Annotated in this window: 15 protein-coding genes; 9 read left to right on the top strand and 6 right to left on the bottom strand. The window is 66.5% G+C overall.

Features of this window, described 5'->3' with window-relative positions:
• Positions 1-19 precede the first annotated feature (19 nt).
• From MWU77_RS10930 to MWU77_RS10910, 5 genes are all read left to right on the top strand, one after another.
• Positions 20-1,003 carry a nitronate monooxygenase gene (locus MWU77_RS10930; RefSeq protein ID WP_308198791.1) on the top strand — a complete coding sequence of 328 codons (984 nt, stop codon included), beginning with the start codon at positions 20-22 and terminating at the stop codon, positions 1,001-1,003.
• Between the two features lie 25 nt (positions 1,004-1,028).
• On the top strand, positions 1,029-2,186 hold the full coding sequence (locus MWU77_RS10925; RefSeq protein WP_247273665.1) for an acyl-CoA dehydrogenase family protein: 1,158 nt from the start codon (positions 1,029-1,031) through the stop codon (positions 2,184-2,186).
• Positions 2,187-2,209: 23 nt separating this feature from the next.
• Positions 2,210-2,968 carry an SDR family NAD(P)-dependent oxidoreductase gene (locus tag MWU77_RS10920; protein WP_247273664.1) on the top strand — a complete coding sequence of 253 codons (759 nt, stop codon included), beginning with the start codon at positions 2,210-2,212 and terminating at the stop codon, positions 2,966-2,968.
• Between the two features lie 91 nt (positions 2,969-3,059).
• The gene (locus MWU77_RS10915; protein WP_247273663.1) at positions 3,060-3,347 is read left to right on the top strand and encodes a putative quinol monooxygenase; all 288 of its coding nucleotides are present in this window, start codon (positions 3,060-3,062) and stop codon (positions 3,345-3,347) included.
• Between the two features lie 159 nt (positions 3,348-3,506).
• Positions 3,507-3,668, top strand: a complete 162-nt coding sequence (locus MWU77_RS10910) for a hypothetical protein (RefSeq protein WP_169689233.1) — start codon at positions 3,507-3,509, stop codon at positions 3,666-3,668.
• Between the two features lie 46 nt (positions 3,669-3,714).
• Here the strand turns inward: MWU77_RS10910 and MWU77_RS10905 are convergent, their stop codons facing one another.
• Entirely contained in the window at positions 3,715-4,053 is a 339-nt protein-coding gene (locus MWU77_RS10905) for a metallopeptidase family protein (protein WP_169689234.1), read from the bottom strand.
• A 13-nt stretch (positions 4,054-4,066) separates the two neighbouring features.
• Positions 4,067-5,116: a septum formation family protein gene (locus tag MWU77_RS10900; RefSeq protein ID WP_169689235.1), complete on the bottom strand. Its 1,050-nt coding sequence runs from the start codon at positions 5,114-5,116 to the stop codon at positions 4,067-4,069.
• Positions 5,117-5,163: 47 nt separating this feature from the next.
• On the opposite strand from MWU77_RS10900, the gene MWU77_RS10895 reads away from it, so the two are divergent.
• Positions 5,164-5,556 carry an ankyrin repeat domain-containing protein gene (locus tag MWU77_RS10895; RefSeq protein WP_169689236.1) on the top strand — a complete coding sequence of 131 codons (393 nt, stop codon included), beginning with the start codon at positions 5,164-5,166 and terminating at the stop codon, positions 5,554-5,556.
• A gap of 11 nt (positions 5,557-5,567) precedes the next feature.
• Complete coding sequence (gene serS, locus MWU77_RS10890) at positions 5,568-6,830, top strand: serine--tRNA ligase (protein WP_169689237.1); 1,263 nt, start codon at positions 5,568-5,570, stop codon at positions 6,828-6,830.
• 4 nt (positions 6,831-6,834) lie between these two features.
• On the opposite strand, the gene MWU77_RS10885 is transcribed toward serS, so the two are convergent.
• Positions 6,835-7,332, bottom strand: a complete 498-nt coding sequence (locus MWU77_RS10885; protein WP_247273662.1) for a PaaI family thioesterase — start codon at positions 7,330-7,332, stop codon at positions 6,835-6,837.
• Positions 7,333-7,478: 146 nt separating this feature from the next.
• On the opposite strand from MWU77_RS10885, the gene MWU77_RS10880 reads away from it, so the two are divergent.
• Positions 7,479-8,615: an MFS transporter gene (locus MWU77_RS10880; protein ID WP_247273661.1), complete on the top strand. Its 1,137-nt coding sequence runs from the start codon at positions 7,479-7,481 to the stop codon at positions 8,613-8,615.
• A gap of 24 nt (positions 8,616-8,639) precedes the next feature.
• Entirely contained in the window at positions 8,640-9,602 is a 963-nt protein-coding gene (locus tag MWU77_RS10875; protein ID WP_247273660.1) for a hypothetical protein, read from the top strand.
• Here MWU77_RS10875 and MWU77_RS10870 read toward each other — a convergent pair.
• The 3 genes from MWU77_RS10870 to MWU77_RS10860 form a co-directional block, all read right to left on the bottom strand.
• A complete protein-coding gene (locus MWU77_RS10870) occupies positions 9,571-10,587 on the bottom strand; it encodes an enterochelin esterase domain-containing protein (RefSeq protein WP_247273659.1) in 1,017 nt (338 codons plus the stop codon). The genes MWU77_RS10875 and MWU77_RS10870 overlap by 32 nt on opposite strands.
• Before the next feature lie 101 nt (positions 10,588-10,688).
• Positions 10,689-12,284 (bottom strand): Rieske 2Fe-2S domain-containing protein, encoded by a 1,596-nt coding sequence (locus MWU77_RS10865; RefSeq protein WP_247273658.1) that lies wholly within the window; start codon positions 12,282-12,284, stop codon positions 10,689-10,691.
• 55 nt (positions 12,285-12,339) lie between these two features.
• Positions 12,340-13,194: a hypothetical protein gene (locus MWU77_RS10860; RefSeq protein WP_240959633.1), complete on the bottom strand. Its 855-nt coding sequence runs from the start codon at positions 13,192-13,194 to the stop codon at positions 12,340-12,342.
• Positions 13,195-13,252 lie beyond the last annotated feature (58 nt).

Raw genomic sequence — 13,252 nt, 5'->3', positions numbered from 1 at the left:
CACTGCGAGGAGATCTTTCGTGCTGTCCACAGCCTTCACCGAAACCTTCGGAGTTCGTCACCCCATCGTGCAGGGCGGAATGCAGTGGGTCGGCCGCGCCGAACTGGTCGCCGCCGTCGCCAACGCCGGTGCACTCGGCATGATCACGGCGCTCACCCAGCCCACCCCCGAGGATCTCGAGAAGGAGATCGCCCGCACTCGCGAGCTCACCGACCAGCCCTTCGGTGTCAACCTGACGATCCTGCCCTCCATCACGCCGCCGCCCTACGACGAATACCGCCAGGTCATCATCGACTCCGGTATCAAGATCGTCGAGACCGCGGGATCCAACCCCGCGCCGCACCTCCCCGATTTCCACGCCGCCGGGATCAAGGTGCTGCACAAGTGCACCAGCGTCCGCCACGCCGTCAAGGCGCAGGACGTCGGTGTCGACGGCATCAGCATCGACGGCTTCGAATGCGCGGGCCACCCGGGCGAGGACGACATCCCCGGACTCGTCCTCATCGCCGCGGCAGCGGAGCAGATCACCATCCCCATGATCGCCTCGGGAGGCTTCGGTGACGGTCGCGGTCTCGTCGCCGCACTCGCGCTCGGTGCCGACGGCATCAACATGGGCACCCGTTTCATGTGCACGGTCGAATCGCCGATCCACCAGAAGATCAAGGAAGCGATCGTCGAGGCCAAGGAAACCGACACCGAGCTGATCTTCCGGCCGCTGCGCAACACCGCCCGCGTGGCGAGCAACACCGTCAGCCGCGAGGTCGTCGAGATCCTCGATCGCGGAGGGCAGTTCGAAGACGTCCGTGAACTGGTCGCCGGTGCGCGTGGGCGTCTCGTGTACGAGAACGGTGACCCGGAGGCCGGTATCTGGACCGTCGGCACCGTCCAGGGCATCATCCACGACATTCCCACCGCAGGTGAACTCGTCGAACGCATCGTCGCCGACGCAGAAGCCCTGATCTCCGAGCGTCTCGCGGGCCTGATCGACCGCGTAAACGCCTGATACACGCTTATTGCCAGGAGAATTCATGAAGCGTACCCATTTCGAAGGTGATCACGAGGCGTACCGGGAAACGGTGCGTGAGTTCTACGCTCGCGAGGTCGAACCGAACTACGAGCGCTGGGAAGAGGAACGGCTCATCGAGCGGTCCGTGTACCTGGCCGCAGGCAAGGCAGGGATCCTCGGCCTCGGGGTACCCGAGGAATTCGGCGGGTCCGGTGTCACCGACTACCGGTTCCGTCAGATCGTCCAGGAGGAGACGGCCCGCACGAACACCACATCGTTCGGCGCGACCCTCGCCCTGCAGGACGACATCGCCATTCCGTACCTGCTGCACCTGGGCACCGAGGAGCAGAAGGCCCGCTGGCTGCCCCGCATGGCCTCCGGCGAGATCATCGGCGCCATCGCAATGACCGAACCGGGCGCGGGCTCCGACCTGCAGGGCGTCAAGACCACCGCTGTTCGCGACGGCGACGAGTGGGTCATCAATGGCCAGAAGACCTTCATCACCAACGGGATCCACGCCGACCTGGTCATCGTGGTGTGCCGCACCGACCCGAGTGCCGGGTCGAAGGGATTCTCGCTCATCGTCGTCGAGCGCGACGCTCCCGGCTTCAGTCGCGGACGCAAGCTCGACAAGGTCGGTCTTGCCGCGCAGGACACCGCCGAGTTGGTGTTCGAGGATGCGCGCGTGCCCGCCGAGAATCTGCTCGGCACCGAAGGGCGCGGCTTCGTCCACCTCATGGAGAATCTGCCGCTCGAGCGGATCGGTATCGCCGTCAGCGCCATCACGTCGGCGCGTGCGGCCTACGAGTGGAGCAAGCAGTACGTGTTCGAGCGCAAGGCGTTCGGCAAGCCGATCGGCGATCTGCAGAACACCCGCTTCGTGCTCGCCGAGATGCTCACAGAGATCGAGGTGACCGAATCTCACATCGACCGCTGCATTCTCGCGCTCAACGCAGGGGAACTGACAGCGGTCGATGCGTCGAAGGCGAAGTGGTGGGCCAGTGAGCTGCAGAAGCGTGTCGTCGACCGGGGCGTGCAGCTGCACGGTGGCTACGGCTTCATGATGGAGTACGCGATCGGTCGCGCGTATCGGGATGCACGCATCCAGACCATCTACGGCGGCACCACGGAGGTCATGAAGGAAATCATCGGCCGCGATATCGCCGCCGAGTTCAAGTAAGCGAGTTGCGCATGGGGAGCGGCATGTTCGATCTGACGGGTAGACGCGCACTGGTAACCGGTGGATCGGCCGGCCTCGGGCTCGGTATGGCGCGCGGACTCGCGCGCGCCGGCGCCGATGTCGCCCTCTGGGGCCGTAGCGCAGACAAGCTCGCTGCTGCGGCGACCGATCTCGGGGATTTCGGCACGAAGGTCGTCACCCGGTCGGTCGACGTAGCAGACGAGCAGGCGGTGATCGACGGTGTCGCCGACACCGCCGCTGCTCTCGGTGGGCTCGACATCGTCGTCGTCAATGCCGGTATCACGGGGCCGCTGCAGAAGTTCCCCGAATCGTCGACGGAGCAGTATCGGAAAGTGGTGGCGACCAACCTCGATGGTGCGTACTTCACGATGCGTGAGGCGTCGAAGGTCCTCGTCGCGCAGGGCACCGGCGGGTCGATGATCGTGACGTCGAGTCTCGGTGCACTCCAGGGGGCCGGTCGCAACCAGGCGTACGGTGCGACAAAGGCCGCGGTGCTCGCGATGGCCAATGGATGCGCTGTCGAGTTCGCGCGGTTCGGCATCCGGGTGAACAGTGTCCTGCCGGGCTGGATCGCCACCGATCTCACCGGGCAGTTGCAGGAATCCGAAGTCTTCAACAGCAACGTGATCTCACGGGTTCCGCTCGGCCGATGGGGTACGCCCGAGGACTTCGAAGGCATTGCCGTCTACCTGGCGAGCGATGCGTCGCGATTCCAGACCGGAAGCACGACCCTCATCGACGGCGGATACAGCATGTTCTGAGGTTCTGCTTCGTTCGGGTCCGGCCTATTGCGCGGCCAGGAGCGATCGGGAAATGTAGAGCAGGAAAATCGTATTCTACGAAAGGGAGAACATGGCGCTCACCGCACTGCTGGAGCTCGAGTTCAAGGCCGACGCGCTGGACGATGCGAAGAAGGTCATGACGCGAGTCCTCGACGAGACCCGGGCCTTCGACGGTTGCGTCGGTATCGAGATCCTGGTGGACCAGAAGAACGAGGCTCGCTGGGTCGTCGTCGAGAAGTGGCAGTCGCGGGAGCACGACACCGCGTACCGCAAGTTCCGTGCGGGCGAAGGCGCGATCACCGATCTCGGGCCGCTGCTCGCAGGGGCGCCGAAGCTCACCCATTTCGACGAACTCTGACCGTCGCCAGAAAGCCGGGCGGGACGCGCACACGAGCGCGTCCCGCCCGGCTTTTCGTCCGCCGGGTTCGGTCAAGCCGGGGCGGACAGTTATGGTGAAGGTCGGAAGTGCCGGACCGACCGCACTTCGCTGTGAGATCGAGCGTGGAGGTAATCGGGCATGTTTGAACTGATCGGCATGATCATCGTGGTCGCGTGTGTTGCCGTCGTGGTCGCCTGCTGCCTGATCCTGCTCGTGGCGTCGACCATCGGCCCCCACTTCCTGCTTGCCTCGGACAAGAAGAACGCCGAGGTCGAGCGGAATACGCCCGCCCGCGTCTGACCCCGCCCCACCGAGCAGGAGTCCGACCGAGCAAGAGTTCGAGCGCCTACCCCCAGCCCAGCTGGTGGAGGCGCTCCTCTTCGATTCCGAAATAATGCGCGATCTCGTGCACGACCGTCACCGCGACTTCGTGCACCACATCGTCGTCGGTGTCGCAGATGTCGAGGATCGCGTCGCGGTAGATCGTGATCGTGTCGGGTAGCGACCCGGCGTAGTGGCTGTCGCGTTCGGTCAGCGCGATCCCCTGGTAGAGACCGAGCAGGTCCGGCTCGTCCTCGTGTCGCGGCTCGACGAGCACCACCACGTTGTCGATTGCCCGTGTGAGTTCCGCGGGAATCTCGTCGAGAGCGTCGGAGACAAGTCCGTCGAAGCGCTCATCGCTCATCTTCACCATCGGGTCAGGCCCCCGGCAGGGGAGCCGCACCGGGTAGCGGCGTGGGAAGCGACCTGCCCTCGGGCTGCGCAGGCGGCGGAATCGGCGGCTGCCCGTCGATCAGGATGTCGCCCTTCGCGCTGCCCGTGATGGAAGCGAATCCCCCGCCCTCGACCTGCTTACCGACAGAGCAGTTGACCTTGCGGCTGCCCGCCAGCCAGCTGTCGAAGTTCAAGTTGTCCCAGAACAGCGTCAGCGTCTTGTTCCGCAGCGCCTCCGGGTCGCCCAGGTACTCGTTCACTCGCTCCGTGCAGGTCTGCTCGAGGTAGGCATCCTGGTCTTCGACGCTCGGCAGTCCGCCCGGAAAATTCTCGGCCAGGTTCACCGTCGCAACTACTTCGAAGGCGTGCGGCTTCGCGCAATCGACGGGATCGGCCGGGACCCCGTTGTTGATGCCGATGCACAGGCCGACGTCCCACGCGCGGGACTGGTCCTGGTCGGCGACCCTGCCCTCGATGGGCAGCAGGTTGCCGGTGGTCGACGAGAACTGCAGCCCGCAGCGCAGCGTCCGTTCGCCGGCAGCCCACCCCGCTTCGCCGGGATTGATCAGCCCGATGCTGAACTTGCCGTGCGGATCGAAGCGTCCGCCCAGGTAGTCCATCGCCGCAGGTGCGCACTGCTCGTCGCGGAGCTCGGTGAACCGCATGACCGATGGGAAACGTGAACCCGGTCCCCATTCCGCCCCGGGGAACACGCTCAGGTCGATGTCCTCGACCACCTCGAACAGGTGGGTCTGCTCGCAATCCACCTTCGTGAGGTCGCTCGCATCGAGCGCCGTCCAGGTCAGGCAGTCTCCGCTGGTGGCGGTGCCGAACGCGTCACCGGCGACGGCGCCGGTCGACGGGGACGCACCGCTGTTGTTTCCGTCGACGGTATCGGCGCCTTGGAAACCCGCGACGACGAACGTCGCGATCGCGGCGAGGACCGCGCCCGCAGCTACGAACACCAACGCGCGTCGCGTCAGCTTTGCTGACGGCGGACGCCGTACCGGCTTCTTCTTCTTGTCTTCGGCCATCACCTCCCATCATGCCCTGGCCCGGTCCGTACAGGTAACGTCGGTTCATGGCCGACGACCAGATCGATCCCCGCATCCAGGAGATCGCGCAGCGTTGCTTCGATGCTGCGCGCGCAGGCGACAGCGAGACCTTGGCGACGTATATCGAGGCGGGTGTCCCCGCGAACCTGACGAACGGGGCCGGTGACACCCTCGTGATGCTCGCCTCCTACCGCGGGAACGCCGCTGCGGTGCGCGTTCTCGTCGACCACGGCGCGGATGTGAACCGGGCGAACGACCGCGGTCAGACTCCGCTCGCGGGCGCGGTGTTCAAGGGCGAGGAGGAGGTCGTGCGGATCCTCACAGAGGCGGGCGCCGATCCGATGGGCGGGCAGCCCACCGCGGTGGATGCGGCGAAGATGTTCGGGCGCGAAGACTACCTGCAGCTCTGGCAGAGGTAGGCTTCACCTTCGTGATCGACCTCAAGTTCCTCCGCGAGAATCCCGACACCGTTCGCGCCTCGCAGCGCACCCGAGGCGAGGATCCCGGCCTCGTCGATGCGCTGCTCGATGCGGATGCCTCCCGTCGCGCCGCTGTGCTGGCGGGTGACAACGCCCGTGCCGAGCAGAAGGCGCTCGGAAAGAAGGTCGGCAAGGCATCCCCGGAGGAACGGCCCGCACTGCTCGACGGCGCGAAGGAACTCGCGGCCCAGGTGAAGACGCTCGAAGCCGAGCAGAACGCCGCGCAGGAAGCGCTCGAGCGGGCGCACATGGCGATCTCCAACGTCGTCCAGGAGGGTGCTCCGGCCGGCGGTGAGGACGATTTCGTCACCCTGGAGACGGTCGGTGACCTGCCGACGTTCGACTTCGAGCCGAAGGATCACCTCACGCTCGGTGAGTCGCTGGGCCTGATCGACATGGAACGCGGCGCCAAGGTCTCCGGTGCGCGCTTCTACTTCCTCACCGGCTACGGTGCGCTCCTGCAGCTCGGTCTGCTCCAGCTCGCTGCGCAGAAGGCCACGGCCAACGGTTTCACCATGATGATCCCGCCGGTGCTGGTGCGCCCCGAGATCATGCGGGGCACCGGCTTCCTCGGGCAGCACGCCGACGAGGTGTACCACCTCGAGGACGACGACCTGTATCTGGTCGGTACCTCCGAGGTGCCGCTTGCGGGGTACCACTCGGGCGAGATCCTGGACCTGTCCGCAGGCCCGAAGCGGTACGCCGGGTGGTCGTCGTGCTTCCGCCGCGAGGCAGGCAGCTACGGCAAGGACACCCGCGGGATCATCCGCGTGCACCAGTTCGACAAGGTCGAGATGTTCGTCTACTGCAAGCCCGAGGACGCGACGGAAGAGCACCAGCGGTTGCTGACGTGGGAACGCGAGATGCTCGCCGCGATCGACGTGCCGTACCGGGTCATCGACGTCGCAGGCGGCGACCTCGGATCCTCGGCAGCCCGTAAGTTCGACTGCGAGGCATGGGTTCCCACTCAGGAGCGGTACCGCGAACTGACGTCGACGTCGAACTGCACCACATTCCAGGCCCGTCGACTCGGTGTCCGCTATCGCGACGAGAACGGCAAGCCGCAGACCGCCGCGACGCTCAACGGAACGCTGGCCACGACACGCTGGCTCGTCGCGCTCCTCGAGAACCATCAGCAGGCCGACGGCACCGTCAAGGTTCCACCGGCATTGGTTCCGTTCGTCGGACGAGAGGTCCTGGAGCCCGTCGGATAGCGGGTCAGCTCAGGATCAGGCACGACGTGGAGCCGGTCGCGACCAGCCGCCCCTGATCGTCGCGCGCTTCGCCGCGCGCAGTCGCGGTGCGGCGCCCCGCGTGTTCGCAGAATCCGTGCACACGGAGGACATGGCCGGGCTGCACTCCTCGCAGGTAGCGCACCTGCAGATCGAGGGTCGTGTATCCGACGCCCGCATCGAGCGTGCTCGACACCGCGAAACCCATCGCCGTGTCGAACAGGGTTGCGAGGACTCCGCCGTGCACGCTGCCCACCGCGTTCGCATGGAACTCCTGCACCTCGAGGGTGATCTCGACGAACCCCTCCCGCGCGTCGGTGACGGTGAAGCCGAGCGTCCGGGATGTCGGGTGATGGGGAATGCTGCCGTCGATGAGACCGCGCAGGAAGTCGAGTCCCTGCATGTCGCGGTTGGCGGCCGATGTAGGCGCCGGATCGTCCCAGGTGTAGGTGCGTTGCCGGTTCTGTTCGTTGTCCTCGCTCACAACTGACGACGGTATCGGACAGTCACGTCGCTCGTGACACGCGCGAGATCGGGTGTCATGCTGGAGCCATGCGCCGACGATGTTGATTCGACCGTTCGACTTCCCTGTCCGCCCGGGCGGTCGCCTACTCGGCCACCCGCGAGCTCGTGCCGCTCTACGGTCTGTACGCGTTACTTTTCGAAGACCACGGGCTGAGTACTGGCAGCATCTCGTTGCTGTTCGTGTTGTGGTCCCTCGTCGCGTTCGTGTCGGAGGTTCCGTCGGGCGCGTGGGCGGATACGGTGTCGCGCCGGGGTCTGCTGTTCGGCAGCGGCGTTCTGTTCACCGCGACCTTCACGATCTGGATGATCTGGCCCACCGTCTGGGGTTTCGCGCTGGGTTTCGTGCTGTGGGGGATCAGTGAATCCCTGAAATCGGGCACATTCGAGGCGCTCCTCTACGACGAACTCGCGGCGCTCGGCGCGGAACACCGATACGCAACGGTCTCGGGTTACGCGAATGCAGGCGAGATGGTGTGCGCGTTCGTCGCGATCCTGTCGGCGGCACCCCTGTTCGGACTGGGCGGCTACGCACTCGTCGGATGGTTGTCCGTGGCGCTCACCGTCGCGAACGGGCTGCTGGTCCTGACATTGCCGTCCACACCTCGGGTGAGGGACACCGACGATGCCGGCGGCGGCCCGGTGCTCAGCCGTTATGTGTCGGCGCTGCGCGAGGGCACGTCCGAGGTCCGCACCGACAAGGTGGTGCGCCGCGCGGTGCTGCTCGCCGCCGCTCTGCTCGCCGGTCTTGCGTTCGACGAATACTTCGGCCTGCTCGCTCGGGAAGGCGGCGCGCCCACCGAGCAGGTGCCGGTTCTGGTGGCGCTCACGGTGATCGGCCAGGTGGTCGGTGCCGCGACCGCGGGCCGGACCGCTTCGATGAGCGGCCGGGTGATGGGCGGGGTGGTGATCGCGGGGGCAGTTCTCCTCGCCGCCGGTGCGCTCGCCGGTGGTGTCGGCGGCTTCATCGCGATCGGGCTCGGGTACGGCGCAATCCACAACACCGCCATCGTTGCCGAGGCCAGGTTGCAGGACACGATGTCGGGGCGCACTCGCGCGACCGTCACCTCGGTCGTGGGGCTGACGAGCGAGGTGATGTCGGTCGGTGTGTTCGCGTGGTTCGCGGTGGGCTCGGCATGGATTCCGCTGTCTGCGCTTGTGGTGTCGACGGTATTGCCGCTACTCGTGGTAGGTATCACTGCCGTCCGATGGCTGCCCGACCGGGGCTCCTCAGCAGCTTCTTAACCGGAGGCTCTAGCCTCGACGCACATGCGTGCACGTCTGCTCACCATGATCACCGCAGTTTCCGGGCTGGCCCTTGTCGGCGCCGGCTCGACCTTCGCCTACCTCGATTCGCCGGAGGCCACCGTCACCGTCGCCGAACAGGAGACGGGCGGCACCGGAGTCGACGACGCCCGCAGTACGTTGCAACAGGCGAGTCTCCCGCTGTCGATCCTCGACGGTGGCGTCGGCCAGCTCACCGACGGCAGCCGCCAACTCGACGATGGCGCACAGCAACTCGCCGACGGACTCGGCCAGGCCAGGGCGGGAGGAGAGCAGCTCGCGGGCGGACTCGACCAGCTGGAGGGCGGCGTCGGTCTGCTCGGCGACGGCGCCTCCCAGATCAGCGGAGGGGTCGACGAGGTGGTCACCCGGCTCACCGGATTCGGTGAGATGCAGGGCAGTGTCACCACGCAGCTGACGAGCGTCGCCGACACACTCGATCTGTCCGGTGACCCCGTGTCGAGCTCGGCGTCGGCGGAGATCAGAGGGCTGGTCGGTATGTTGAACACCCAGGGTCTGGGACCCGAGACGATGGACCAGCTGGGGCAGCTGCGCAGCGGCGCGCAGCAACTCGCCTACGAACTGACCGACCCGAACGCACAGTTCGTCGCCGGTATGACGCAGGCCGCAGACGGATCGCGGCAGCTGCGCGACGGCCTGATCCTGCTGGACGACGGTGGCAGGCAACTGACCGACGGCACCGGCCAGCTCGTGGCGGGTGTCGGACCGGTGAGCAACGTCGTGCAGAGCATCTCGGGCAATGTCCGGGACGCGACGGAGGCACTGCCGCAGTCCGGTGACGCGCAGGCCGCCGCACCCACCGTGGAAGCCGGGGACCGTCAGTGGTGGCCGTTCGCGCTGATCGCAGGCGGCGCGGTGCTGTTGCTCGTGCCGGCGTTCGCACCGCGCCCCGCGGTCACACCGATTCCGAGCGCCCCGACTGTGTGACCCGCAATTCTGTGATCAGGACGGGCAGCCGCTCGCGCCACTGAACCCAGTCGTGACCACCCGCGAAGGTCCCCGAACGAATCGGGTGCCCGGCCGCGGCCAGTCGATCGGCGGCGCCGGCGACCTCGTCGAGCATCATCCACTCGAGTGAACCCACCTCGCTGAGGATGGGCACGTCGCCGCCAATGTCGGCCTTCGCGAGCGTCGGAACATCGTGCCCCTGCTCGTCGTGCCACCACATCGACGGTGACAGGCAGGCTGCGCCGCGCACGGCATCGGGCCGGGTCAACGCGAAGAACATCGACGCGAGTCCGCCGTACGAGCAGCCGCCCACCGTCACGGGCTCGCCCGCGTATGCGAGGAGGTCGTCGCGGAAGCGCGGGTTGGCGGTCAGGTCCGACGCCCGCACATTACGTTCCTGACCGTCGGCGCTCACGTGGTCGACGACGAGCACCCGTGCAGGGGCGTGCTCGGGATCGTCGAACGCGGCGAGCACCCGGTGACGGCGGACCTCGTCGCCGTCGAACAACACGACGGTGCCGTGACCCGGTACGGGCGGCACGTAGGTGCCGACGCGACGCGGAGTGCCGTCGAGCTCCACCGTTTCGGTCGTGAGGATGCCTTCCGGGAGTGCGCCCGTCCGGAGTCGCTGTGGCTCGGCGTCGGGGGCAGCTCCTTCGAACGATCCGATGGCGCCCCGGCGGAAGTCGATCCACCACTGACGCTGATTCGCGTCGCCGTCCGGAACCGTCAGTGGGGCGTTCGACGGAATGAATGTGTACGCGCCGCGCCACCCGGCCGGAACCCGAACGGACAGGATCCACAACCCCGAGTCCGTGTCTCGGAGCATGCTTCCGGCATCGATCCGGCTCCGGTCGGTGACGCAGTTTACGTCGAGGAACACCGCGGTCGTCGAGGGTGGCAATGCGGCGTCACCCACTGCGAACGTCGCAATCCAGTCGGTGCCGTCGGAGGTGAAGACCACGGTTCGGTCACCCTGCAGCGCATCGCGGACGGCACTCGGAGTGGGGACGGAACGATCGGGGGCCGGTCGTCGCTTCCTCGGCGAGGGCGCGGAAACCGGCATCAGAGTTTGCTGCTGCGCAGCTCGTGACCCTTGGACGTCTTGCAGCGACCCGAGTCGAGATCCCACTGCCAGCCGTGGAGATTGCAGGTGAGGGTGGTGCCGTCGACCACACCGAACTTCGACAGATCTGCCTTCAGATGCGGGCAGCGACGCTGAATCTCGTAGCCGCCCAGCTCGATCGACGCCGTGTCGTCGTGCGCCTCGGCGAACCAGCCGTCCGCGTAGGCGATCCGCTCATCGGTGAGGCACTTGAAGAACGTGTACAGGAACTCGTTGTACCCGCCGATGCGCCACGCCGTGAAGCGGGTGGACAGGAAGATCGTGTTGACCCAATCGGGTTCGTCGTCGCGCAGGACCGTCCGCACCAGCTCCGGTGCGATGCGGAACCCGTAGCGGTACTTGCCTTCTCCCTCGATGGGCTCGCGCACGGCCCGCTTCGGGAAATCCAGTACGACGGTCTCGGCGTCGTCGCCCGAACCCATGACCAGACCGACGGGGTAACCGATACCGTCGCAGATCAGATCGGACTGCGCCATGATCGGCTCGAACTTCGCCTTCAACGCAGGCAGCAACGGCTCACCCTCGGCGGGAGCCCACGTCGCCTTCTCCGCCGCGATGATCGGCGCGAACCGCTTCGCCATGTCCTCGATGTAGGCGGCCTTGTTGGTGAAGATCGCATCGACCTGCTCGTCCGGGATCGGATGCGTGAGGGTCATCTGATCCTTGCCGACCAGATCCACCGTCGATCCCGGGATCATGAGCAGGCCGCCGTCGCGCCCGTGGATGCGCAGTTGTTCGAGGAACACGTGCTGGTCGGGGAAGATGTTCCCCTCGTCGCCGTGGTCGTCGTTGAGGTCGCGCAGATCGTCGTCGAGGAACACCGGCGGCCCTGCGGACGGCACGATCCAGGTGGCTCCGACCTGCTCGATGTAGCTGCGGCAACGGTCCATGCCACGTTGACGCTTCTGCTTGCCGAAATTGGCCTTGGTCTTCTTCGGGATGTCGTAGACCATCGGGTACCAGATGGCACCCGAATACTGCAGCAGATGGATGTCGATGTGGCCGAACGCCTCGTGCATCGGATCCATGTCGATCGGCCGCGCGTCGTTCATGTTGAACACGGTGGTCGAGCCGTCGGAGACGACCAGACCCGAGTCACCGATCGGCCCGTCGGCGGGTGCACGCAACGCGATGATCATGATGTCGAGCTCGCCCGGCCCGACGGGGGCCTGCGGAGCGACATCGATACCGGCAGCGGAGATCCGATGCTTCACGGAGTCGGTGGTCTCGAAGAATTTGGTGAAGCCCAGTGCCTCGAGTTCACGCCGCAGATCCGGCACCGGGTAGTCCGGCAGCAGCACCGTCGCATCCTTGTCGACGTACTTGCTCAGCGTGCCCGGATCGAAGTGATCCTTGTGCAGGTGCGACACGTACAGGTAGTCGACGTTGCCGAGCTCTTCCCAATCGAGCCCGGTGTTGTCGGGAAACGGCACCCATGACGCGAAGTACGCGGGGTTGATCCAGGGGTCGCACAGGATGGACCCGGCCTCTGTCCGGATATGGAACCCTGCGTGTCCGACGCTGGTGATCTGCACTGCGTTGCCTCCTGACGAAGCTGGCCGACGTGGTCTCCAGGGTAGGCGGAGCCGATCAGTCCACTGCGCCCAGGCAGTATCCGTTCGAGGCGATTGTGACGTAGACAACCAGGTCACGAGCGGTTCCGTCCTCGACGACCGGGATGGACACCGTCCCGTACACGTCGTCGATAGGAGCGAAGGTCGCCGAATCCGCGTCGAAGGTCGTCACGCCGTCGAGGGTGTCCGGATCGGTCGACAACGGTGGCACGCCCGGGTTTCCGGTGCCCCACGGATCCCAGATTCCCATTCCGGGGCAGATCAGCGGGTAGTCGTCCTCGGTGTCTTCCGGGGCCACCGGATCGCCCGTGGTGCGTCCGAGGAACCGCTCCACCGCGTAGACGGCGTCGTCCTCGGTGTAGATGTCGGCGTCGCCGGTCGGGTGGACGTAGGGGCAGGCGTAGCCGGAAGAGATCTCACTGCGCAGCACCGATACGTCGGTGCCGTCCGCGGACCACGTCACCGTGAACTGGCCGTCGAGTCCGGGCTGTTGCACCGCGGCGCTGATCGCGTCGACGTCGGCGTACATCTCCTCGGCCCGTTCGGTCGCGATCGTCCAGCACTTACCGGTCACGTCGTTGCCCGCCAGCAGATCATTCGTCCACGCCTGCAGTGCCGCGCCGGCTGCGGCGTTGCCGGGTACGTCGCCGACCGTGACCGCAGACGGGGCGGCCTCTGTCGGTGCAGCCGCGGCGGCCGTCCCGTCATCTGCGTCGTTCCCGGTGCCCGACGAGGACACTTCGGGTGGTTGGGGGGTCTCGGTGGGGATGCCGGACTGCCCGTCGCCGGCGCATCCCGTCGCGGTCAGGGCCAGTGCGACAGCCGCGCCTGCGACGACGAACAGATGGGATTTTCTGGTGGTGCTGGTCAATACTCTCGCCCCTGATGTCGATCGCGGTCGGTCCGATGCGGTGGACCCGGCTACGCTA

The sequence above is a fragment of the Rhodococcus sp. F64268 genome, assembly GCF_023015605.1.
Classification (GTDB): domain Bacteria; phylum Actinomycetota; class Actinomycetes; order Mycobacteriales; family Mycobacteriaceae; genus Rhodococcus.
The sequence above is the reverse complement of the archived record's forward strand: the minus strand, read 5'-3'. Positions and strand labels throughout refer to the sequence as shown.